The organism is Blastococcus sp. URHD0036, assembly GCF_000701365.1.
In the GTDB taxonomy this organism is placed as follows: Bacteria; Actinomycetota; Actinomycetes; order Mycobacteriales; family Geodermatophilaceae; genus Trujillonella.
This window is the reverse complement of sequence record NZ_JNIK01000014.1, coordinates 255,428-276,351: the sequence shown is the minus strand read 5'-3', so window position 1 is coordinate 276,351 and position 20,924 is coordinate 255,428. Positions and strand designations below refer to the sequence as shown.

At 74.7% G+C, this 20,924-nt stretch carries 18 protein-coding genes and 2 riboswitches; of the genes, 5 read left to right on the top strand and 13 right to left on the bottom strand.

What is annotated here, in order from left to right:
- Positions 1 to 4: 4 nt before the first annotated feature.
- The 7 genes from N555_RS0113470 to N555_RS0113435 form a co-directional block, all read right to left on the bottom strand.
- A complete protein-coding gene (locus N555_RS0113470) occupies positions 5 to 1,201 on the bottom strand; it encodes an LLM class flavin-dependent oxidoreductase (RefSeq protein ID WP_029432017.1) in 1,197 nt (398 codons plus the stop codon).
- Positions 1,194 to 2,042 carry a DUF1684 domain-containing protein gene (locus N555_RS0113465; RefSeq protein WP_034510415.1) on the bottom strand — a complete coding sequence of 283 codons (849 nt, stop codon included), beginning with the start codon at positions 2,040 to 2,042 and terminating at the stop codon, positions 1,194 to 1,196. Before N555_RS0113465 ends, N555_RS0113470 begins: the two co-directional genes overlap by 8 nt.
- Entirely contained in the window at positions 2,039 to 3,697 is a 1,659-nt protein-coding gene (locus N555_RS0113460) for a dipeptide ABC transporter ATP-binding protein (RefSeq protein ID WP_034510552.1), read from the bottom strand. The genes N555_RS0113465 and N555_RS0113460 overlap by 4 nt, the downstream gene beginning before the upstream one ends.
- The gene (locus N555_RS0113455) at positions 3,694 to 4,596 is read right to left on the bottom strand and encodes an ABC transporter permease (protein WP_029432014.1); all 903 of its coding nucleotides are present in this window, start codon (positions 4,594 to 4,596) and stop codon (positions 3,694 to 3,696) included. The genes N555_RS0113460 and N555_RS0113455 overlap by 4 nt, the downstream gene beginning before the upstream one ends.
- On the bottom strand, positions 4,593 to 5,549 hold the full coding sequence (locus N555_RS0113450; RefSeq protein ID WP_029432013.1) for an ABC transporter permease: 957 nt from the start codon (positions 5,547 to 5,549) through the stop codon (positions 4,593 to 4,595). Before N555_RS0113450 ends, N555_RS0113455 begins: the two co-directional genes overlap by 4 nt.
- On the bottom strand, positions 5,549 to 7,171 hold the full coding sequence (locus tag N555_RS0113445) for an ABC transporter substrate-binding protein (protein ID WP_029432012.1): 1,623 nt from the start codon (positions 7,169 to 7,171) through the stop codon (positions 5,549 to 5,551). Before N555_RS0113445 ends, N555_RS0113450 begins: the two co-directional genes overlap by 1 nt.
- A gap of 282 nt (positions 7,172 to 7,453) precedes the next feature.
- Positions 7,454 to 7,564, bottom strand: a riboswitch (SAM riboswitch).
- Positions 7,565 to 7,633: 69 nt separating this feature from the next.
- Entirely contained in the window at positions 7,634 to 8,614 is a 981-nt protein-coding gene (locus N555_RS0113435) for a sulfotransferase (RefSeq protein ID WP_051684047.1), read from the bottom strand.
- Between the two features lie 44 nt (positions 8,615 to 8,658).
- On the opposite strand from N555_RS0113435, the gene N555_RS0113430 reads away from it, so the two are divergent.
- A complete protein-coding gene (locus N555_RS0113430; RefSeq protein ID WP_029432010.1) occupies positions 8,659 to 9,585 on the top strand; it encodes a glycoside hydrolase family protein in 927 nt (308 codons plus the stop codon).
- A gap of 5 nt (positions 9,586 to 9,590) precedes the next feature.
- Here the strand turns inward: N555_RS0113430 and N555_RS0113425 are convergent, their stop codons facing one another.
- Entirely contained in the window at positions 9,591 to 10,967 is a 1,377-nt protein-coding gene (locus N555_RS0113425; protein ID WP_029432009.1) for an aminotransferase class V-fold PLP-dependent enzyme, read from the bottom strand.
- A 30-nt stretch (positions 10,968 to 10,997) separates the two neighbouring features.
- A riboswitch (SAM riboswitch) is annotated at positions 10,998 to 11,110 on the bottom strand.
- Positions 11,111 to 11,176: 66 nt separating this feature from the next.
- Here N555_RS0113425 and N555_RS0113420 point away from each other — a divergent pair.
- The gene (locus N555_RS0113420) at positions 11,177 to 11,698 is read left to right on the top strand and encodes an NADPH-dependent FMN reductase (RefSeq protein WP_029432008.1); all 522 of its coding nucleotides are present in this window, start codon (positions 11,177 to 11,179) and stop codon (positions 11,696 to 11,698) included.
- Here N555_RS0113420 and N555_RS0113415 read toward each other — a convergent pair.
- Complete coding sequence (locus N555_RS0113415) at positions 11,676 to 13,160, bottom strand: mannitol dehydrogenase family protein (protein WP_029432007.1); 1,485 nt, start codon at positions 13,158 to 13,160, stop codon at positions 11,676 to 11,678. The two genes, N555_RS0113420 and N555_RS0113415, sit on opposite strands and share 23 nt — an antisense overlap.
- Before the next feature lie 173 nt (positions 13,161 to 13,333).
- Here N555_RS0113415 and ctaD point away from each other — a divergent pair, with 173 nt between their 5' ends.
- Together ctaD and N555_RS0113405 are read left to right on the top strand one after the other, a co-directional pair.
- The gene (ctaD, locus tag N555_RS0113410; protein WP_029432006.1) at positions 13,334 to 15,088 is read left to right on the top strand and encodes an aa3-type cytochrome oxidase subunit I; all 1,755 of its coding nucleotides are present in this window, start codon (positions 13,334 to 13,336) and stop codon (positions 15,086 to 15,088) included.
- A gap of 52 nt (positions 15,089 to 15,140) precedes the next feature.
- Positions 15,141 to 15,437 (top strand): hypothetical protein, encoded by a 297-nt coding sequence (locus tag N555_RS0113405; RefSeq protein WP_029432005.1) that lies wholly within the window; start codon positions 15,141 to 15,143, stop codon positions 15,435 to 15,437.
- On the opposite strand, the gene N555_RS0113400 is transcribed toward N555_RS0113405, so the two are convergent.
- The 4 genes from N555_RS0113400 to N555_RS0113385 are packed head-to-tail and all read right to left on the bottom strand — an operon-like array spanning position 15,407 to position 19,235.
- Entirely contained in the window at positions 15,407 to 16,270 is an 864-nt protein-coding gene (locus tag N555_RS0113400; protein ID WP_029432004.1) for a dioxygenase family protein, read from the bottom strand. The genes N555_RS0113405 and N555_RS0113400 overlap by 31 nt on opposite strands.
- Positions 16,271 to 16,293: 23 nt before the next feature.
- The gene (locus N555_RS0113395) at positions 16,294 to 17,259 is read right to left on the bottom strand and encodes a quinone oxidoreductase family protein (protein ID WP_029432003.1); all 966 of its coding nucleotides are present in this window, start codon (positions 17,257 to 17,259) and stop codon (positions 16,294 to 16,296) included.
- A gap of 3 nt (positions 17,260 to 17,262) precedes the next feature.
- Positions 17,263 to 18,069, bottom strand: a complete 807-nt coding sequence (locus N555_RS0113390) for a citryl-CoA lyase (RefSeq protein WP_029432002.1) — start codon at positions 18,067 to 18,069, stop codon at positions 17,263 to 17,265.
- On the bottom strand, positions 18,066 to 19,235 hold the full coding sequence (locus N555_RS0113385; RefSeq protein ID WP_029432001.1) for a CaiB/BaiF CoA transferase family protein: 1,170 nt from the start codon (positions 19,233 to 19,235) through the stop codon (positions 18,066 to 18,068). The genes N555_RS0113390 and N555_RS0113385 overlap by 4 nt, the downstream gene beginning before the upstream one ends.
- Before the next feature lie 218 nt (positions 19,236 to 19,453).
- Here N555_RS0113385 and N555_RS0113380 point away from each other — a divergent pair, with 218 nt between their 5' ends.
- Complete coding sequence (locus tag N555_RS0113380; protein ID WP_051684046.1) at positions 19,454 to 20,923, top strand: amidohydrolase family protein; 1,470 nt, start codon at positions 19,454 to 19,456, stop codon at positions 20,921 to 20,923.
- Position 20,924: the final 1 nt, after the last annotated feature.

The following is a 20,924-nucleotide window of genomic DNA, read 5'->3' as shown; positions in this document are numbered from 1 at the left end:
CCCCTCAGACGGTCGCGTAGCGGTTGGCGGGCCGCGGCAGGCCGAGCTGCTCGCGCAGGGTGGTCGCCTCGTACTCCGTGCGGAACAGGCCGCGGCGCTGGAGCTCGGGCACCAGCCGCCCGGTGACCTGCAGCAGGTCGTGCGGCAGGGTCGCCGGGCGGAGCCGGAAGCCGGTGAGCCCGGCTGCCGTCCACTCCTCCAGCAGGTCGGCCAGCTGGACGGCCGAGCCGGTGAAGACGCGGGCGTCGCTGGAGTACTCGCTCCCCGCGACGTCGTCGAGCCGGCGCAGCCGGGCGGCCGCGGCCGCCGGGTCGTCGTCCAGGACGACGACGAGGTCGCCGAACACGTGCACGGTCTCCTCGGCCCGGCCCGCCTGCTGCTGGAGCCCCCGGATCTCGCCCACGATGGCCGCGGCGTCGGCGGCGTCGCGCGGGGTCACGAACCCGAGGTCGGCGCTGCGGGCGACGAGGTCGTAGGGCACCGTCGCGTGCGCGAGCGCGGTCACGATCGGCTGCCCCTGCGGCGGCCGCGGGGTGATCGAGGGGCCGCGCACCGAGAAGTGCGGACCGGTGAAGTCGACGTAGTGCAGCTTCTCCCGGTCGACGAACCGGCCGGTGGCGACGTCGCGGATCTCGGCGTCGTCCTCCCAGCTGTCCCAGAGCCGGCGGACCACCTCGACCCAGTCGGCGGCCTCGTCGAACAGCTCGCGGACGACGCGCTGCACCTCGGGGCTGTCGTAGGACGACCGGTCGAACGCGACGGCCTCCCGGCGCCCGAAGTGGGCGTACTCCGCGGCGCTGCTGCTGACCTTGACCCGCACGCCGGCGCGGCCGGTGCTGACGTAGTCGAGGGTGGCCAGCGCCTTCGAGAGGTGGAACGGCTCGGTGTGGGTCACGACCGCGGTCGGCACCAAGCCGATGCCGCGGGTGAGCGGGGCGACGCGGGCGGCGACCTGCACGGCGTCCAGCCGGCCGCGGACCCGGTCGGTGCGCTCGTCGGGGGTCCACGGGTCGTCGGACTGCAGCGACAGCGCGTCCTCGAGGGTGACCAGGTCGAGCAGGCCGCGCTCGGCCTCCCGCACCAGGTCGACCCAGTAGCCGGCGGTGAACAGGTCGGCCGGACGGGCGTCGGGCTCGCGCCAGGCGGCGGGGTGCCAGCCGGCGCCGTCCAGGGCGACCGCCAGGTGCAGGGGCTCAGGCATCGAGCACCGCCCCGTTCTCGGTGGGGAGGCCGACGCCGCGGGTGAGCGGGGTGAGCTCGCCGGCCTCGACGCGGATCGGCAGCCGGTTCTCCGCCGGCGGCGTCGGGCAGGTGGCCAGGTCGGTGTAGGCGCAGGGCAGGTTGGCGGCCCGGTTCAGGTCCACGACGACCGTGCCGTCGGCCGAGGGCGGGGCGATCAGCAGCGAGCGGAAGGCGTAGGTGGTGTCGCCCGAGGTGGCGTCGGAGAACAGGACGTTCAGCGATCCGGGCTCGTAGCCGGCGAAGGCGGTCAGCGACAGCTGCTGCCCGTCGAGCTCGAACTCGACGACCCCGGGCGCGTCGTAGACGTGCTCGACGCCGGCGAACGCACCGGGGACGGTCGTGGGCCGGGGCGCGGCGAAGGCCACGAAGCGGCCGGGCACCGCCCAGCGCGGGTCCGCGGCGTAGGCCGGGTTCCCGGGGTACTGCCGGCGCAGCGGCGAGCGGGGGTCGCGGACGCGGACGACGTACCGCCCGCCGCGCTCGGCCACCTCCACCGCGACGTCGCCGGCGTGCGTGAGCCGGCTCTCCCGCAGGCCGAGCTCGCCGATCACGTGTTCGCCGGTGACCTCGGCGCCGTCGACGGTGAGCCGCTCGCCCTCGGCGAGGGTGACCACGACCCCCCGGGCGTCGGCGAGCCAGGTGCCGGGCGCGCCGGGCACCTGCTGCGGCTGCTCGCCCAGCCAGGAGAGTGCGGTGACGGCGAGGAAGCCGTGCGGAGAGGCGAGCGTGGCCTCCTTCTGCTCGTGCCAGCGCTCCCAGTCCTGGGCGAAGTCGGTGGTGTCGGGGACGGTGGCGGTCATCGGGTTCCTCCTGCAGCAGGGATGGGGAGAGGGGCGCGGGCGGCGGTGCCGGGGATGGCGGCCAGCAGTTCGCGGGTGTACGTGTGCGTGGGGGCGGCGAAGATCTCCTCGGTGGTCCCGCTCTCGACGACCTCGCCGGCGCGCATGACGACGACGGCGTGCGCGACCTGCCGGACGACGGCGAGGTCGTGGGAGATGAACAGGTAGGAGACCCCGAGCTCTTCCTGGAGCTCGGCCAGCAGCTCCAGCACCTGCGCCTGGACGGAGACGTCGAGCGCGGAGACCGGCTCGTCGCAGACGACCAGCTCCGGGGACAGCGCCAGGGCCCGGGCGATCGCCACCCGCTGGCGCTGCCCGCCGGAGAGCTCCGCCGGCCGCCGGTCCAGCGTCGACGCCGGCAGGGAGACCCGCTCGAGGAGGTCGCGGGCCCGGGCGGTCCGGCTCGCGCGGTCGCCGACCCGGAACGCGCGCAGCGGCTCGGTGACGACCTCCTCGATCGAGAAGCGCGGGTCCAGGGAGGCGTAGGGGTTCTGGTAGACCAGCTGTGCCCGCCGCCGCAGCTCGCGGAGGCCCGCACCGCGGGCGCGGGTCACGTCCTGGCCGTCGAACAGCACCCGGCCGCCGGTCGGGTCGGTCAGCCGTAGCACCATCCGCGCCGTCGTCGACTTGCCCGAGCCGGACTCGCCGACCAGCGCCGTCGTCCGGCCGCGCTCGACGGTGAAGGAGACGTCGCGGACGGCGTGCAGGACCCGCTCGGCGCTGCCGCGGGGCAACGCGAAGTCCTTGCTCAGGCCCTGCACCTCGACCAGCGGCTGGGCCGCGACCGGGTCCGGCCGGGCGGCCGGCACCGGGGCCCGGCGGGCGGCGGCCAGGCTCGGGGCACTGGAGAGCAGCCGGCGCGTGTACGGGTCCTGCGGATCGCTGAGCACCTGCTCGGTGGGGCCGACCTCGACGATCCGCCCGCCGGACATGACCGCGATCCGCTGCGCCCGGTCGGCGGCGACCCCGAGGTCGTGGGTGACCAGCAGCACCGCCATCCCGAGTTCGCGCGTCAGGGTCCCCAGGTGGTCGAGGATCCGCCGCTGCACGGTGACGTCGAGGGCGCTGGTCGGCTCGTCGGCGATGAGCAGCTGCGGGCCGCCGGCGATGGCGACGGCGATGAGCGCCCGCTGCCGCATCCCGCCGGACAGCTCGTGCGGGTACTGCCGCGCCCGGACCGCCGGCTCCGCCAGCCCGGCCCGCCCCAGCAGCTCCACCGCCCGCTCGGCGGCCTCCCGGCGGCCGGCCAGTCCGTGCACCCGCAGCACCTCGGCGACCTGCTCACCGATCCGCTTGGTCGGGTTGAGCGAGACCGTCGGGTCCTGCGGCACCAGGCCGATCGAGGCGCCACGGACCAGCTGCAGCTCCTTCTCCGAGGCGCCGGCCAGGTCGCGGCCGCCGAAGCGGACCTCCCCGCCGTCGATCCGCCCGCCGGCCGGCAGCAGCCCGACGACGGCGTGGGCGGTGGTGCTCTTCCCCGAGCCGGACTCGCCGACCAGGGCGACGACCTCGCCGCGGTGCACGTCCAGGTCCACGCCGCGGACGGCGGCCACCGGGCCGGTGCGGGTGTCGTAGGAGACCGTCAGGCCGCGGAGCTCCAGCAGCGGGGCGCTCATCGGGCGGCCGCCCACTCGCCGTCCAGCGCACGGGCGATCCGGTTGATCGACAGCACCGTGGCGGCGACGACCAGGCCCGGCATCGCGGTCAGCCACCAGGCGTTGCCCAGGTAGTTGCGCCCGCCGGAGATGAGGCTGCCCCACTCCGGCGCCGGCGGCGGGGCCCCGAAGCCCAGGAAGCTGAGCGAGGAGACCGCCAGCACAGCGGTGGCCAGCTCGAGGGTGGCCAGGACCAGCACCGGGCCGAGGGAGTTCGGCAGCACGTGCCGCCCGAGCACGCTGTACCAGCGGGCACCCGAGGAGTGGGCGGCCTCCACGAACACCGCCGTGCGCACCCGCAGCACCTCGGCGCGCATCACCCGGGCGAACGCGGCGACGCTGGCGATGCCGACCGCGACGGCCACCTCGATCGTGCCGTAGCCGAGGGCGGTGACGAATGCCAGCGACAGGAACAGCGCCGGGATCGAGAGCAGGACGTCGACCACCCGCATGATCGCGTCCTCGACCCAGCCGCCGACGAACCCGGCGACCAGGCCCAGCAGGCCACCGACCACGAACGCGACGGACACCGCGATCAGCGTGGCCTTGAGCGACAGCGCCGCACCGTGCACGACCCGGGCGAACAGGTCGCGGCCGAGCTCGTCGGTGCCGAACCAGTGGGCCGCGCCGGGAGCGGTGAACTTCTCGACGGGTTCGCCGACCAGCGGGTCCTGGCCGGTGAACAGGCCGGGCGCGAACGCGGCGACGACCACGAGGAGGACGAGCACGCCGGCGAGGACCAGCCCCGGCCGGCGCACGAGGAAGCGCACCAGCCGGCGCGGCCGCCGGACCGGGACGGCCGTCTGCGGGACGGCCGCGGGCGGCGCGAGCGCGACCGGTGTGACGAGGATGTCGGTCATGCGAGGCTCCTCCGCACCCCGGCGACGGCGATCCGCCGGTCCAGCAACGGGTAGACGAGGTCGACGACGAGGTTCACCAGGACGAACACGAAGGCGCCGAGCACGACGACGCCCTGCACGAGCGGCAGGTCCTGCGAACCGACGGCCGCGGCGGTGACCCGCCCGAGGCCGTCCCGCGAGAAGACGGTCTCGATGACCACCGAGTTGGCCAGCAGCTGCCCGGCCAGCAGGCCCACCACGGTCAGCGCCGGCAGCGAGGCGTTGCGCAACGCGTGGGACAGGTGGATCCGGGCCCGGCCGGCCCCCTTCGCCCGCGCCGTCTGCACGTAGGGCTCGTCCAGCGTGGTGAGCATGCTCTTGGCCAGGACCTGCGCCACCAGGGCGCCGGTCGGGATGGCCAACGCCACCGCGGGCAGCACCAGGGACGACGCGCCCTCGTTGCCGAACGCGGGGAACCACTGCAGCCGGAACGACAGGAACTGCACCAGCATCAGGCCGACCCAGAAGGTCGGCACCGACACCCCCAGCCCCGGCAGGGACAGCAGCAGCTGCCGCAGCCACCGCCGGCGGCTGTAGGTGGCCGCCAGCGCCAGCCCGCCGCCGAGGACCGCGGCCAGCGCCAGCGCCGCGGCGGTGAGCTGCAGCGTCGAGGGCAGCGCGTCGGCCAGCGTCTGGACCACCGGGCGGCCGGTGGCCACCGAGTTGCCGAGGTCCCCGGTCAGCGCGTCGCCCAGGTGGGTCAGGTAGCGCACCGGCATCGGGTCGTCGTAGCCGTACTGCGCGCGGATGGCCGCCAGCTCCGCCGGGTCGACCGTCCCGCCGTCCATCCCGGCGCTGGCCATCGCGGTCACCGGGTCACCGGGGAGCAGGTCCAGGATCAGGAAGGAGAGCGTGTAGGCGGCCCAGAGGACGACGACCGCCTGGGCCAGCCTGCGCAGGACGTACCGGCCCATCAGGACGTCCAGGTGTTGTGCAGCTGGAGGCGGCTGGAGGCGTCGAACTGGAGGTCGTGCACGTCCGGGGAGACGCCCAGCGTGGTCTGCAGCTCCACCACCGGCACGGTGTAGGCCTCCTCGACCAGCAGCTGCTGCGCCTGGGCGACCAGGTCGAACCGCTCGGCCTGGTCGGTCTCGGCGGCCTGACCGGTCAGCAGCTCGTCGAGCTCACTGGCCGGCAGCCGGTAGAGGTTGGCCAGCTGGGTCGAGAAGTTCCCGCGGAGGATGTCGGGGTCGGCGCGGGTCACGTTGCCCCAGGCCCCGCCGTAGGCGCCGGACTGCAGGATGCTGAAGGTCTGCGCGATCGGCTGCTGGTCCAGCTGGACGTCGACGCCGATCTCGCGCAGCTGCTGCTGCAGCAGCTCCAGGGCCGGCTGGTTGGTGCCGATGACCGGCGCCCAGAGGATCTCCAGCTCGAGCCGGACGCCGTCCTTCTCCCGGATGCCGTCGCCGCCCTCGGTCCAGCCGGCGTCGTCCAGCAGCTCGGCGGCGCGGTCGGGGTCGGTGGTCAGCGTGTCGGAGACGTCGGTGTAGCCGGGGGTGGTGCTGGACAGCACGCTCGTCGCCGCGAGCGTCCCCGTCGGGTAGACCGCGTCGACGATCTCCTGCCGGTCGACGGCGAGGGAGACGGCCTGCCGGACGGCCGGGTCGGCGAACTGCGGGAGGGAGTTGTTGAAGGTGACGCCGAAGACCACGCCGGGGTTGGCCCGGGCCTGCAGGTCGATGCCGGCACCCTGGAGGGCCGCCTCGTCGGCCTGCCCGACGCTGCTGATCGCGTCGACCTGGCCGGACTGCAGGCTGCCGGTGCGCACGCCGGCCTCGGGGATGACCTGGAAGACGACCTCGTCGAGGTAGGCCTCGCCGTCCTTCTCCCAGAGCGAGGAGCCCCAGTCGTACCCGGGCCGCTTCTCCAGCGTGATCGACTGGTTCTGCACGTAGTCGCCCAGCGTGAAGGGCCCGGAGCCGACGATCCCCTCGCTGCACCGCTGCTCCGGCGGCAGCGCGGCGCTGGCCGAGGAGACCAGGCCGAGCGAGTGGGTCGAGGTCGCCTGCAGGAACTGGACGTTCGGGGTGCCGAAGCTGACCCGAGCGGTCAGGTCGTCCACGACCTCGGTGCCCGTGTAGCCGGTGAGGTAGCCGCGGCCGAGGCTGGCCAGCGGCCCCAGGTCGGGGATCGCGTCGAAGTTGTCCTTGACCACCTGGGCGGTCAACGGGGTGCCGTCGCTGAACGTGACGCCGTCGCGCAGGTGGAACGTGAAGGTCGTCGCGTCGTCGCTGACCTCCCAGCTCTCGGCCAGCCACGGGACGATCTCGCCGGTGTCCGGGTCCTGGTCGGTCAGGGAGTCCACCAGCTGCCGGGTCGAGTAGATGGTGTCGTTGCTGCCCACCTGCTGCGGGTCGACGCAGCCGGCGTCGGAGCTCACGGCGAAGGTGAGCGTCCCCCCGGACTGCGGCTCACCCGCCGCGGCGGCAGCGGAGCCGCCGCCGTCGTCGCTGCCGCAGGCGGTCAGGAGCAGCGCTGCTGCGGTGATGAGGACGGGCGCGGCCCGGCGGGCCGATCGGGAACGGACGGTGCTCACGGGGTTCGGGGTCTCCAGAGGCGGGCGTGGCAGGGCCACGAGCAGGGGGGATGGCGTGCTGCGGGCAGCACGGACCGGCCGCGGGGCACGCGGAGGCGTGCCCGGCGAGCGGGGGTGGTGCGGGCTGAGGCGGGTCCCTAGCGGGGACAGAGCGCGCTGGTCACCAGTTGCAGGTCGATGTGCCGCCGGCAGGTGAGCAGGGAGCGACGGGCGTGCGCGGAGCGCGTCCCGGCCGGTCCGTCGAGCACCTGGTTCCTCCTGTTGCAGCCGGCCGAGCCGGGGGTTCCACACTTGCGGGGCGGGATCGCCTCGCCGGGCCGTCACCTGGAGCACCCCACCGCGGACGAGGGTTGCCGGTCAGCAAGCCAGGGCTTGTCGCTGACACTCGATGCCGGGTCCGAGCCTGCCACCCGAGACCATTGCCGTCAATCCCGACCGACTTAGTGGTCTTTGCGGTTGATGTCACACCGAGCGGGCGCCCGAGCGGCTGCGGAAGTCGCCCCGGCCGGTGTCCCCGCGCCAGTCGGCGAAGGACTCCCCGGTCACCTCCTCGAGCAGCGCCACGTCGGCCAGCAGCGGCGCCAGCACCTCGCGGCGGACCTCCACCGGCAGGGTCGGCCGCGGCGTCCGCCCGGCGTGCAGGGCGGACAGCAGCGGCCGGCTCGCCTGCCGCCAGACCTGCGGCGGGACGGACGCCCCCAGCGCCGCGCCGGCCCGCGCCACCCGGGCCAGCGCCCGGTAGCGGGCGGTGTCGGCGACGTGTGGCTTGACGTTCTCCGGCGCGACGACGTGCGCGACGCCCTCGGCGACCCCGAGGAAGCGGCTGACCCGGTCGAGGGTCTCCCGCGGGGTGTCGACCAGCTGCCGGTAGCGCAGCAGGAGGACCTGCTCGCGGGGCAGGTGGGTGTGGAGGTCGCGCAGCTGCTCGCCGTAGCGGGACAGCCCGCGGTAGTGCCAGAACGGCGCCCAGCCGGCCGCGATCCGCTCCTCCTCGGCGCGGACGGCGGTCAGGAAGTCGGCCTCGGGCTCCAGCCCGTCGGCCCGCAGGTGCACCCAGTTCGAGTACGCCCGGTCGACCGGGTCGCGGACCACGGCGACCACCCGGACGCCGGGGACGTCGGCGGCCAGCCGGGCCTGCGCGGCCCGGTCGTAGAGGTAGAACGGCGTGCTCTCCCCCGCCACCGCGCCGGCCGGGGCGCCGGCGAAGAGCGCCAGGTACTCCGGCCGCCGCCAGATCCACTCCTGGGCGCTGTGCGCGTCGCCCGGCCCGCGCTGGCCGCTGCGCGGCGGCGGGCGGCCGTCGGTCATGTAGTACTTCGGCTCCTTGACCGGGGAGAGGTACAGCCCCGGGTGGGTCGCCAGCGCCGCGTGCAGCGCGGTGGTGCCCGCCTTGGGGGCACCGGCGATGACGAAGTCGGGCAGCCGGCCGGCCGGTGCGCTCACGGGGTTCCTCCGGTGATCGGTTCCTCGGGGTGTAGACACGCGGCGTGACCTCCAGTGCCACCCGTACCCCTGCGCCGCGACCCCCTGAACCGGAGCGGTTCTGGGCCGACGCCGAGGTGGTGGTGGCACCGGAGGACCCGCGCCCGGGCTCGTGGGCCGGCGGCCCGTCGGCCCAGCTGGTCGACGGCACCTGGTGGCTGGCCTACCGGCTGCGCCGGCCGGTCGGCGAGGGCCGCGGCTTCGGCAACGTGCTCGCCCGCTCGGCCGACGGCGTCCGCTTCGAGCCGGTCGCCGCGCTCGGCAAGGACCGCTTCGGCGCCGAGTCGCTGGAGCGCCCGGCCCTGGTGCACACCCCCGACGGCCGGTGGCGCCTCTACGTCTCCTGCGCGACGCCCGGCACCAGGCACTGGCGGGTCGACCTGCTGGAGGCCGACACCGTCGAGGGGCTGGCGACCGCGCCGCCCCGCACCGTGCTGCCGGGCAGCGACCAGGCGGGCGTCAAGGACCCGGTGGTCCGGCACGACGGCGTCCAGTGGCACCTCTGGGCCTCCGTGCACCCGCTCGACGACCCCGACGCGACCGACCGGATGACCACCGAGCACGCCACCAGCCCCGACGGCGTGGAGTGGACGTGGCGGGGCACCGCGCTCGCCGGCACCGAGGGGAGCTGGGACGCCCGGGGTGTGCGCTTCACCGCCGTCGTCCTCGACGGCTCGCGCACCTGGGCGGTCTACGACGGCCGCGCGACCGCCGCGGAGAACTGGGAGGAGCGGACGGGCCTGGCGGTCCACGACGGCGAGCTGGGCTTCCGCGCCGCCGGGGACGGGCCGTTCCTGCAGAGCCCGCACCCGCCGCACGGGCTGCGCTACGCCGACGTCGTCGGACTGCCCGGCGGCGGTGCCCGCTGGTTCTACGAGGCCACCCGCCCCGACGGCGCGCACGAGCTGCGCACCGTCGTCCTGCCTGCCTGAGCCGCTCACCGGGCCGGGCCGCCGCAGCCGGCGCCGCGGGCGAGGGCGGCGGGGTCGGCACCGGCCAGACCCGCCAGCGGGCGCGGGTCGTCGGCCGGCTGCCACCGGCCGTCGACGACGGCGTAGGCCACGGACGGCCCGTCGGACAGGTAGGCGGCGAGCCCGGCCAGCAGCCGGTCGACGTCGGCGCCGGTGGTGCCGACCCCGACGCTGGCCCGCAGCGCTCCGCCGGGGACGCGCAGCCGCTCGAGCAGCGGGTGCGCGCAGAACCGCCCGTCGCGCAGCCCGATCCCGTGCTCGGCCGAGAGGAACGCGGCCACCAGTCCGGGATCGGCGTCGGTCACGGTGAACCCGACGACGCCGGTCGGCTCGCCCGAGTCGGGCCAGATGCGCAGCACCCGGACGCCGGGCAGCGCCTGCAGGCCGTCGGCCAGCCGCGCGCGCAGCGCCCGCTCGTGCGCCTCCAGGGCTCCGGCCGGCAGGGCGTCGAGCGCCTCGCAGGCCGCGGCCAGCGCGACGGCGCCCAGCACGTTCGGCGAGCCACCCTCGTGCCGGTGCGGCGCGGCGACCCACCGGGTCTCCTCGACCGTCACCTCGGCGACCGCTCCGCCGCCGGCCAGGTACGCCGGACCCGCGTCGAGCCAGTCCCGGCGGCCGACCAGCGCCCCCGCGCCGTACGGCGCGTAGAGCTTGTGCCCGGAGAAGGCGACCCAGTCCGCGCCCGAGTCGGCGAGGGAGAACCGCCGGTGCGGCACCAGCTGGGCGCCGTCGACGACGACCCGGGTGCCGGCGGCGTGCGCGAGCGCCACGACGTCGGCCAGCGGCAGCGCCTCGCCGGTGACGTTGGAGGCGCCGGTGACGGCCAGCAGCGCGTACCGGCGCCGGCCCAGCACGTCGGCCAGGGCGGTCAGCGTCGCGGCCACGGTGGGCGGGGTGGCCAGCACGGTGGCGTCGCCGCGCCGCTGCCACGGCAGCAGGTCGGCGTGGTGCTCGGCGTCGAGGACGAGCACCCCTCCCCCGTCGGGCACGCAGCCGGCCAGCAGACCGAGGGCGTCGGTGGTGTTGCGGGTGACCACGCAGACGTCGTCGTCCCGGGCGCCGACGAAGGCCGCGATCCGGTCCCGGGCGGACTCGTACAGGGCCGTCGAGACCTGCGAGAGGTACCCGGCGCCCCGGTGCACGCTGGCGTAGAGCGGCAGCGCCTCGGCGACCCGGTCGGCCACCGCGGCCAGCGCGGGCGTGCTCGCGGCGGTGTCCAGCTGCGCGTACGGGGCGGTGCCGCCGGTGGCCAGCGGGACGGCGAGCCCGGCGCCGACGACGGGCAGCAGCGGGGCCGCCCCCGGCGCGGGAGCGGCGGGACGGGTCAGGACGGCGGTGGACACGGGTCTCCTCCGAGGGTCGGGACCCGGGAGGGTCCGCGCTTGCCGGCGCCGGACGGCGCCCGCCTGGTCGTCACCCGGAGCACCCCACCGCGGAGGAGGGTTGCCGGCCAGCGAGCCGGGGCTTCGCGCTGGCACTCGTGACCTGCCCCCGACGATGACAGAGACCGGCTTACCCGTCAAACACGATCGGGATGGTAGGGATTGGTGTCGTGAGCACCCTCGCCGTCGTCGGCAACCCCAAGCCCCGGTCCCGGACCCGCGCCGCCGCCGAGTCCGTCCTCGAACGGCTCACCGGCGCCCCGCCGGACCGGGTCGTCGACGTGATCGACCTGGGAGCCGGCCTCCTCGGCTGGGGCGACCCCGCCGTCGAGGACGCCGTCCGCGCGCTGCGGGAGGCCGAGGTCGCGGTCGTCGCCAGCCCCACCTACAAGGGCACCTACACCGGTCTGCTGAAGCTGTTCCTCGACCAGGTGGGCACCGGCGACCTGGCCGGCGTGGTCGCCGTGCCGCTGATGCTCGGCGGCGGGCCGGCGCACGCGCTGGCGCCGGACCTGCTGCTCAAGCCGGTGCTCACCGAACTCGGCGCCACCACCCCGACCCGGGGGCTGTACCTGATCGACCGCTCGTGGGACGACCCGGCCGTGCTCGACCCGTGGGTCGCCACCGCCGGACCGCAGGTGGCGGCCACCCGCGGCGTCGGACGGCCCGTCAGCCCCGCCGACGCGGGCTGACCAGCTCCTGCACGGTGGCGCGGGCGCCCCGTTCGCGCAGCGAGGCCAGCGCGCCGGTGTAGGCGGCGGCGAACCGGTCGTCGTCGGCGAGGTCGCCGAAGACGTCCCGGTCGGCCAGGAAGGCCAGCGGCTCGGTCGCCTGCCGGTCCGCCCCGGCACCCAGCGCCTCGGCCCGCGGGTCGACCAGCGCCAGGGGCAGGCCGGCGTCGTCGGCGCCCTCGGCGGCGCGGGCCCAGCCGGCCAGCACCGCGGCCGAGCGGCGGATCTCGCCGCCGCGGGCGAGGTTCGCCCGGATCACCGGGAGCAGGAACTGCGGAACCCGGTCGGAGGCGTTCTCCCTTACGCGATCGAGGGTGTCGCGGACCTGCGGGTTGGCGAACCGGCCGATCAGGTCGGCCTTGTACCGGTCCAGGTCGATGCCGGGCACCGGGGCGAGCGTCGGGGTCGCCTCCTCGTCGAGGTAGCCGCGCAGGAACACGCGGAACAGCGGGTCCTGGCAGGCCTCGTGCACGTACTCGAGCCCGGCCAGCCGGCCGAGGTGGGCCAGCACCTGGTGCCCGGCGTTGAGCAGCCGCAGCTTCATGAGCTCGTAGGGCGCGACGTCGGCGACCAGCTGCACGCCGACGTCCTCCAGCGGCGGGCGGCCGGCCGGGAACGCGTCCTCCAGCACCCACTGGGTCCACGGCTCGCAGACCACCGGCCAGGCGTCCTCGACACCGAACCGCCGGGCCAGCTCGGCGCGGTCCTCGTCGGTGGTGACCGGCGTGATCCGGTCGACCATGGAGTTCGGGAAGGCCACCTCGGCGGCCACCCACTCCCCCAGGTCCGGGTCCCGCAGCGCGGCGAAGGCGGCGAAGCTGCGCCGGGCCAGGTCGCCGTTGTGCGGGATGTTGTCGCAGGACACCACCGTGAAGGGCGGGAGCCCCCGCGCGCGGCGGCGGGCCAGCGCCTCGGTGACCAGCCCGAACGACGTCCGCAGGGTCGCGGCCGGACGGAGGTCGGCGAGCACGTCCGGGGCGTCGCCGACGAACTCGCCGGTCGCCGCCGAGGTGTTGTAGCCGCCCTCCGTGACGGTCAGCGAGACGATCCGCGTGGCCTCCGCCGCCATCCGCTCGACGACGGTCTCCGGGTCGTCGGGCGCGAACAGGTACTCGACGACCGAGCCGACGACGCGGGCGTCGAGGAAGCCGTCGGGGTGCTTCACGACGAGCGTGTACAGGCCGTCCTGGGCCGCCATGACCTGGGCCATCCGGCGGTCACCGGGGAGCACGCCGACGCCGCAGATGCCCCAGTCCCGCTGACCGGCCTCCAGCAGGCGCTCGACGTACAGCGCCTGGTGGGAGCGGTGGAACCCGCCGACGCCGAGGTGCACGATCCCCGGCCGCACGGCCGCCCGGTCGTAGCGGGGCGTCGAGACCGACGGGCCCAGCGTGGACAGGGTGGTGGCGTTCAGCCGCGGCATGCCCGGCACCTTCCCACCCGCGGCGCTCCCCACGGCCGCGACACCGCCGCGACCCGGAGGGTTCCGCTCCGCCGCTGAGGGGTCCAGTCTGGGTGCACTCCGCTCCGCCCGTCCCCGACGGAGGTGCACATGAGGACGTCGTCCCCGGTCGCCCGGTCCGCCTGCAGGCCCGCATGACCACACTCGCGCCGCGGCCGTTCGTCACCCGGCCGACCGCCGCCCCGCCGCCCGCGAAGGGCTCGCGGCTGTCGAACCTGCTGCGGACCACCGACCACAAGACCATCGGCCTGATGTACCTGGTGACGTCGTTCGCCTGGTTCGGCGCCGGCGGGCTGATGGCCATGCTGATGCGCGGCGAACTGGCCCGTCCGGGCCTGCAGTACCTGTCGCCCGAGCAGTACAACCAGCTGTTCACCATGCACGGCACGATCATGCTGCTGCTCTTCGCGACGCCGCTGTTCTTCGCGTTCGCGAACCTGATCATGCCGCTGCAGATCGGCGCCCCCGACGTCGCGTTCCCCCGCCTGAACGCCCTGTCCTACTGGCTGTTCCTCTTCGGCGGGCTCATCGCCGCCGGCGGGTTCCTCACCCCCAGCGGCGCCGCCGACTTCGGCTGGTACGCCTACATCCCGCTGTCGGACGGCGTGCACTCCCCGGGCGCCGGCGCCACGCTCTGGTTCACCGGGCTGGCGGTCGGCGGGCTGGGCACGATCCTCGGCTCCGTCAACTTCATCGCCACGATCGTCTGCCTGCGGGCGCCCGGGATGACGATGTTCCGGATGCCGATCTTCACCTGGAACACGCTGGTCACCAGCCTGCTGGTGCTGTTCGCGTTCCCGATCCTGACCGCGGCGCTGCTGGTGAACCTCTCGGACCGGAACCTGGGCTCGCTGGTGTTCACCCGCGCGGACGGCGGGCCGATGCTGTGGCAGCACCTGTTCTGGTTCTTCGGCCACCCCGAGGTCTACATCATCGCGCTGCCGTTCTTCGGCATCATCACCGAGATCATCCCGGTGTTCAGCCGGAAACCGCTGTTCGGCTACAAGGGCATGGTCGGCGCGACGATGCTGATCGCGATCCTGTCGGTCGCGGTGTGGGCCCACCACATGTACGCCACGGGCGCGGTCCTGCTGCCCTTCTTCGCCTTCACGACCTACCTCATCGCCGTCCCGACCGGGATCAAGTTCTTCAACTGGATCGGCACGATGTGGCGCGGCCAGTTGACGTTCGAGACGCCGATGCTCTGGTCGGTGGGCTTCCTGGTCACGTTCCTGCTGGGCGGCCTGACCGGCGTGCTGCTGGCCAGCCCGCCGCTGGACTGGCACCTCAACGACAGCTACTTCGTCGTCGCCCACTTCCACTACGTCGTCTTCGGCACCGTGGTGTTCGCCGCCAACGCCGGGATCGCCTTCTGGTTCCCGAAGCTGTGCGGCCGGTTCCTCGACGAGCCGCTGGGGAAGCTCCAGTTCTGGATGACCTTCGTCGGGTTCCACGGCACGTTCCTCGTCCAGCACTGGCTGGGCGGCGAGGGCATGCCGCGCCGGTACGTGGACTACCAGGCCGACGACGGGTTCACGACGCTCAACACCGTCTCGACGGTCTTCTCCTTCGTCCTCGGGGCGTCGATCATCCCGTTCGTCTACAACGTGGTGCACTCGTGGCGGCGCGGGCAGCTGGCGACGGCGGACGACCCCTGGGGGTACGGGAACTCGCTGGAGTGGGCGACCTCCTCCCCGCCCCCGCGGCACAACTTCCTCGCCATCCCGAAGATCCGCTCGGAGCGCCCGGCGTTCGAGGCGCACCACCCGGAACTCATCGAGCGGCTGCACGCGGAGGCGCACGTCGGCAAGCGGCACCAGCCGTACGCCGCCGAGGTCGGTGGCACCGCCGGCCCCCGGCAGGGGCCGAACGACCCCGACCCGACCTGAGCCGACCCGACCCGGGCACGGCCCCCTCCCTCCCGAGCACGTGGAGGCAGACATGGACAGGCACGACCACCAGGTCCTCGCCGCGCTCGAGCAGGAGCTGCTCGCGCCCGCCGTCCGCCGGCTGCGGCGCCGGTTCTGGATCGGGACGGCCACCCTGGTCGCAGCGACCGTCGCCGGCCTCGCCCTCGCCGGGCCGGCGGCGCTGCCGGTGCTCTACGTCGTCCTGCTCACCGGCGGGCTGGCGCTCGTCGCCCGGACCACGGAGTCGCCGGCGCGGCCGGCTGTCCAGCCGCGCCACGCCACGCCGCGGCCCGGCCGTCAGCCCCTCGGCTGCAGCACGAAGTCGTAGCGGGCCTCGGCCCACGGGACGTCACTGCTGCCGCCGTCCGGCGTGGGGCCGGGCTCGCGCTGCTCGAAGCGGACGACGAGTTCCTGCTTGGTGCCGAAGACGACGTCGCTGTCCAGGTATTCCGCGCCCTCCTGGAACAGGTGGGTGATCAGCGGCTCGAAGCCGGGGACGTCGAGCAGGAAGTGGACGTGCGCCGGGCGGAAGTGGCTGATGTCCGTGCCCGAGACGAGGTCGCCGACCGGCCCGTCCATCGGGATCGAGTAGCCCCTCGGCGCGATGGTGCGCACGCAGTAGGAGCCGTCGTCACGGGTGCGGTAGATGCCGCGCAGCCGGGCCTCGTCGACCGCCGGGTGCTGGGACTCGTAGAGGCCCTCGTCGTCGGCCTGCCAGACGTCGAGCCGCGCGTCCGGCACCGGCGCGCCGGCCAGGTCGCGGACGTGCCCGTGCACGTACAGGGGGACGCCGGTCAGGCCGTCGGACATGTCGCCACCGAAGCCCAGCTCCGGCGAGCCCGGGATGTGGAAGGGGCCGAGCACCGTCGCCGGCGTCGCGGCCGGGTCGAGCCGGTGGTTCATCTGCACGACGAGCATCGACAGCCCGAGCACGTCGGAGGCGAGGATGAACTCCTCCCGCTTCTCGCTGCTGATCTGCCCGGTGCGGTTGAGCCACTGCACGGCGGCGATCCACTCGGCCTCGGTCAGCCGGACCTCGCGGGCGAAGTCGTGCAGGTGGCGGACGAGCGCGGTCATGACCTCCGCCGTCCGCGGGTCGTGCGCGGTCTGCCAGCGCTGCACGGCGAGGTCGGTGATGTTGTCCTCGGTGACGAGCTCCACGGCTGCTCCTCCTGCTGCATCGGTCACGGGATCAGTACCTGTCTGCGGGTCGCGCGGCCGGCGGCCTGCCGGTCCCAGGCCGCGGCGACGTCGGCCATCGGCAGCGCGTCGGCGGCCACGGCCAGCTCCCCCGCGGCGGCGTGCCGGAGCACGGCGGTGAGCGCGTTCCGTCGCTGCCCGGGCGTCAGCGTGACGTTGGTGTAGCCGAGGATCTCCGCCGACCGGCTGCGCAGCACCGCGGAGGAGAACTCGGCCGTGTCGCCGGACGCGCTCCCGAGGTTCACCAGCCGGCCGCCGGGGGCCAGCACCCGCGCGGCGGCGGTGGCGGCGACGCCGCACACGGGGTCGACCACGACGTCGGCGGGACCACCGAGCGCCGCGGTGAACGCGTCGGCGAGTGCTCCGGCGTCGCCGTCCAGCGGGACGGCGGCGTCGGCGCCGGCCCGACCGGCGCGTTCCCGTGCCTCGGCGGACCGGCACACGGCCACCACCCGGCCGGCGCCCAGCGCCCGGGCCGCGCCGACGGCGGCCTGGCCCACGGCTCCCCCGGCGCCGAGCACCAGCACCCGCTCGCCGGGACGGAACCGGCCGCGGACGGTGAGCGCCATCCACGCGGCCACCGCGGACATGCCCAGCGCCGCGACCGCCACGTCGTCGACGTCGGCCTCGATCGGCACGACCATGTCGTCGGGCGTCGCGCAGAGCTCCGCGAGGCTCCCGTCGACCGGTGCCCGGCCGGCCGCGGTCTCGAAGAACACCCGGGTGCCCGGGGCGAACGACCCCGACTCCGCCACGACGCCGACGCCCTGGGTGCCCGGCACGTAGGGGCAGGCCGGCGACCCGAAGTACGACGTCCCGGAGGCGCAGAGCAGGTCGAGCGGGACGACCGCCGCCGCCGTGACCCGCACCCGCGTGCCGCCCGGCGCCGGGTCGGGGTGCTCGCTCCAGACCGGCGTCGAGCCCGGGGTCGTCAGGACGGCGGCGCGCACGGGTCAGCCCTCCAGGGGCTCGGGGACGTAGGGGTCCGGCGCGACCGAGCGGTTGTTCAGGTCGACCGAGAGGAAGACGTCGTTGGCCACGGGGTGGCGCAGTTCCTCGGCCAGCTGCCCGATCAGCCCGGCGGTCCGGGCCAGCAGGGCGAACCCGCGCAGCAGCTCCAGCGGCAGCCCGAGGTCGGCCAGCGCGGCGCCGCAGACGCCGGCCCCGTTGAGCGGCAGCGTCTTCCCCAGCACCTGCGGGTGCACCCGGCCGATGGCGGCGAACAGCGCCAGGTGCGGCCCGACCAGCCCCTCCTCGGCGGCGATCTCGAAGAGCCGCGGGGTGCGCGGGTCGCCGTCCTTGTGCACGTGGTGCCCGAGGCCCGGCACGAACCGGCGCGCCGCGCGCTGGGCGGTGACGGTCTCCAGCGCGAGGGCGTCCCAGCCGGCGTCGTCGGCGGGCAGCTCGCCGGCGCCGGCGAGGACGTCGTGCAGGAACCGGCCGCAGTCCTCGGTGACGCCGAGGAAGCGGGAGCCGCCACCGAGCAGCCCCGCGGCCAGCGCGCCCTGCACCGAGTCCGGCGCCGACAGGTAGGTCAGCCGGGTGACGATCGCGGTCGGCGTGAAGCCGTGGTCGGCCAGCGCGGCCAGCACCGCCTCGAAGACCCGGGTCTCGCCGGGGGTGGGACGGCGCTGGGTGGCCAGCCAGAACGCCAGCTCGCCGAAGCCCACGGTGCCCATGACGTCGCGGGCGAGGTCGGAGCCCAGCAGGGTGATCGACTCGCGGGTCGAGGCGCCGAGCGCGGTCGGGTACTCGGTCACGGGCTCTCCTCCGGTGCGGCCAGCCAGCGGCGGATCTCCTCGCCGTGCTCGTCGACCCGCGGCGGGGGCAGCCGGTAGGTGGCGGCGGTGTCGGAGAAGCGGATCGGGTTGCGGATCGAGGGCATCGCGTCGGCCCCCTCCCCCACGGTCACCACCGGGTCCAGGCCGACCTCCTCGGCGAAGGCGATGCCCTGGTCGACGGTGTTGATCGGCCCGCACGGGACGCCCGCGCCGATGATGTCGCGGAACCACTCCATCTTGGTGCGGGTGCGCAGCCGCTCGACCAGCAGCGGGCGCAGCTCGTCGCGGTTCGCCGTCCGGTCCTCGTTGCGCAGGAAGCGCGGGTCCGCGGCCAGCTCCGGGAGCCCGAGCACCTCGCACAGCTTCCGGAACTGCCCGTCGTTGCCGGCGGTGATGATCAGGTCGCCGTCGGAGCACGGCAGCGGCTCGTACGGGAACAGGCTCGGGTGGCTGTTGCCCATCCGGAACGGGACGACGCCGCCGGCGACGAACGCGCTGGTCTGGTTCACCAGCCCCGACATCGCCGAGGCGAGCAGGTTGACCTCGACGTGCTGCCCGCGCCCGGTCTCGTGCCGGAGGTTCAGCGCGGAGAGGACGCCGATCGTGGCGTGCAGCCCGGCCATCACGTCGAACACGGCCACCCCGGCGCGGTAGGGGTCGCCCTGGGGATCGCCGGTCAGGCTCATCAGGCCGGAGATCGCTTGCACGATGAGGTCGTAGCCGGGCAGCGCGCGCCCGCCGGGACCGCTGCCGAAGCCGCTGATGGAGGCATACACGACCGCCGGGTTCGTCGCGGCGACCGAGTCGTAGTCGAGGCCGAAGCGGGCCAGGCCGCCGGGCTTGAAGTTCTCCACGACGACGTCGGCGCGGCGGGCCAGCTCGCGGGCCGCCGCGACGTCGTCGGGGTCCTTGAGGTCCAGCGCCACGGAGCGCTTGTTGCGGTTGACCCCCAGGTAGTAGGTGCTCACGCCCTCGCGCACCGGTGGCGCCCAGGTGCGGGTGTCGTCACCGCCGGGACCCTCGACCTTGACCACCTCGGCGCCCAGGTCGGCCAGCAGCATGGTCGCGTAGGGGCCGGCGAGGATGCGGGAGAAGTCGGCCACCAGGAGCCCGGAGAGCGGCCCGCCGGGCACAGTCGTTGTCATTCCCGCATGTGTCCCTCCGCCGTGGCCAGCCGCTGTGCGGACAGCCGTCCGCCAGAGTCTCGGGGTGCCTCGCGGCGACTGTCAAACGGTCCGTGATCGTCTGCGCCCCGCCTTGACACGTCGCCTCCCCCGCGGCCAGTGTGGCCGCACCCGGCGCCCGTGTCCGTGATGCGGACGGGCGTCCGACAGTGTCGTCGTCCCGTCGAGGAGGAGCCCTCATGAGCGAGCCGAACAGCGGACCCGTCGTCCTGCGGGGCGGCACCGTGCTGCCCATGGACGACGCCGGCAGCGTGCTGGCCGGCGCCGACGTCCTGGTCGTCGACGGGCGGATCGCCGCCGTCGGACCCGCCCTCGACGTCCCGGAGGGGACGCAGGAGATCGACGCGTCCGGCGGTATCGTCATGCCCGGCATGATCGACACCCACCGGCACATGTGGCAGACCGCGATGCGCGGCTACGGCGCCGACTGGACGCTCACCCAGTACTTCGTCTGGTACTACCTCGAGCACGGCAAGAAGTTCCGCCCGCAGGACATCGCCGCGGGCAACCGCCTGGCCGCGATCGAGTCCCTCGACGCGGGCGTGACGACGACGGTCGACTGGTCGCACAACCTGCAGAGCGTCGAGCACGCCGAGGCCGCCCTCGACGCGCTCCGCTCCACGCCGGGCCGCTTCGTGTTCGCCTACGGCAACATCCAGGCCGGGCCGTGGGAGTGGACCGCCGACCCCGCCGTCCGCTCCTTCCTCGAGCGGCTGCGCGACGAGCGCGACGACCGGATGGGCGTGCAGATCGCCTTCGACGTCACCGGCGACCCGGCGTTCCCGGAGAAGGCCGCCTTCGAGGTGGCCCGCGAGCTCGGGCTGCCGGTCACCACGCACGCGGGCGTGTGGGGCGCGACCAACGACACCGGCATCCAGCAGATGTACGACGGCGGCTTCATGACGCCGGAGACCACCTACGTGCACGCCTCCACGCTCACCCGCGACAGCTACCAGCGGATCGCCGGCACCGGCGGCTCGATCTCCGTGGCCACCGAGTCCGAGTGCAGCGCCGGCCAGGGCCACGCGCCGACCGAGCAGGTGCTCACCTACGGCATCCCCGTCTCGCTGTCGATGGACACCAGCGTGTGGTGGAGCGGCGACATGTTCTCCGCGATGCGCGCGACGCTCAACGCCGACCGGATGAGCGAGCACATGGAGGCCCACCTCAAGGGCGAGACCATCACCCACCTGCGGCTGCGCGCCCGCGACGTCGTCGAGTGGTGCACCCGCGGCGGCGCGCACACCATCGGCCGCGCCGGCGACCTCGGCCGGCTCGAGGTGGGGCGCAAGGCCGACGTCGTCCTCATCAAGAACGACTCCTCGCCGGTGTCGTTCCCGCTGCTCAACCCCTTCGGGCACGTGGCGTTCCAGGCCCAGCGCGGCGACGTGCACACCGTGCTGGTCGACGGCCGGATCGTGAAGTCCGAGGGGAAGCTCGTCGGGGTCGACCTGGCCGCGGTGCGGTCGGAGATCGAGGACACCATCGAGTACCTCCGCGGCGCCTGCGGCGAGGAGACCTGGCAGGCCGGGATGTTCCCGGAGATGCCCGAGGCCGAGGCCGAGATCCTGGAGAACCCCTACCAGTACAGCGACTACAAGGACGCGTCCAAGCGCGCCGGCGGCGAGGACCGGGTGCTGGGCCGATGAG

Coding starts and splice junctions, on each gene's coding strand:
- ctaD (WP_029432006.1), top strand. CDS start 13,334: ATGACCACACTCGCGCCGCGGCCGTTCGTCACCCGGCCGACCGCCGCC.
- N555_RS0113470 (WP_029432017.1), bottom strand. CDS start 1,201: ATGCCTGAGCCCCTGCACCTGGCGGTCGCCCTGGACGGCGCCGGCTGG.
- N555_RS0113460 (WP_034510552.1), bottom strand. CDS start 3,697: ATGAGCGCCCCGCTGCTGGAGCTCCGCGGCCTGACGGTCTCCTACGAC.
- N555_RS0113385 (WP_029432001.1), bottom strand. CDS start 19,235: ATGACAACGACTGTGCCCGGCGGGCCGCTCTCCGGGCTCCTGGTGGCC.
- N555_RS0113380 (WP_051684046.1), top strand. CDS start 19,454: ATGAGCGAGCCGAACAGCGGACCCGTCGTCCTGCGGGGCGGCACCGTG.
- N555_RS0113405 (WP_029432005.1), top strand. CDS start 15,141: ATGGACAGGCACGACCACCAGGTCCTCGCCGCGCTCGAGCAGGAGCTG.
- N555_RS0113455 (WP_029432014.1), bottom strand. CDS start 4,596: ATGACCGACATCCTCGTCACACCGGTCGCGCTCGCGCCGCCCGCGGCC.
- N555_RS0113465 (WP_034510415.1), bottom strand. CDS start 2,042: ATGACCGCCACCGTCCCCGACACCACCGACTTCGCCCAGGACTGGGAG.
- N555_RS0113415 (WP_029432007.1), bottom strand. CDS start 13,160: ATGCCGCGGCTGAACGCCACCACCCTGTCCACGCTGGGCCCGTCGGTC.
- N555_RS0113450 (WP_029432013.1), bottom strand. CDS start 5,549: ATGGGCCGGTACGTCCTGCGCAGGCTGGCCCAGGCGGTCGTCGTCCTC.